This window comes from Thalassolituus sp. UBA2009 (assembly GCF_002335285.1).
In the GTDB taxonomy this organism is placed as follows: domain Bacteria; phylum Pseudomonadota; class Gammaproteobacteria; order Pseudomonadales; family Oceanobacteraceae; genus Venatoribacter; species Venatoribacter alkanivorans.
In genome coordinates, this window is record NZ_DDCJ01000029.1 from 1 (window position 1) to 692 (window position 692).

Below are 692 nucleotides of genomic sequence, written 5' to 3' on the forward strand. Positions count from 1 at the left end.
ATTTGCTTCGGCAATAATCGCGGCCAGCTCAATCAGGGTTGGATGAAGTAAGTCAGTCACCACGTTCTCCGTTTACTGCAGTTTATTCAGGCTCTCTTATGCTCTTTTATTTTGCCGCGCTGAGCTCACCACAGAGCGATATTTCCATTAAACGCCGGGCTTCGCTGATCACATGGCTGCGTTCTCCAGGAGCACTTAACAGCACGTGCAGCTTGGTCAGTGTTGCTTCCAGTGTCATATCAGCGGCCGACACAAAACCGGCTTCGCGCAGGGCATGCCCCCCGGCATAGCTGTCCATATCCACCCGCCCGCTCAAACACTGACTGTGATTAACCAGCACCACGCCACGTTCGCTGGTCTGTTTAAACGCTGCCATTAAGGCTGGATTTTGCGGTGCATTACCGCTGCCAAAGGTCTGCAGAATAACGCCATCCAGTGGTTGTTCCAGCAGGCGTTGNNACGCCGGGCTTCGCTGATTACATGACTGCGTTCTCCGGGAGCGCTTAATAATACGTGCAGCTTGGTCAGCGTTGCTTCCAGTGTCATATCAGCGGCCGATACAAAACCGGCTTCGCGCAGGGCANNCCAGTAATTGCAGGCAGTGATCACGATCATTTGCTTCGGCAAGAATCGCGGCCAGCTCAATCAGGGTTGGATGAGGTAAGTCAGTCATCACGTTCTCCGTTTACTGC

Annotated in this window: 1 protein-coding gene; it reads right to left on the reverse strand. The window is 53.3% G+C overall.

Annotated features, from left to right (window positions below):
- Positions 1–106: 106 nt before the first annotated feature.
- Positions 107–451, reverse strand: coding sequence for a hypothetical protein (locus tag B3P58_RS03340; RefSeq protein WP_349676558.1), 345 nt, complete (start codon positions 449–451; stop codon positions 107–109).
- Positions 452–692: the final 241 nt, after the last annotated feature.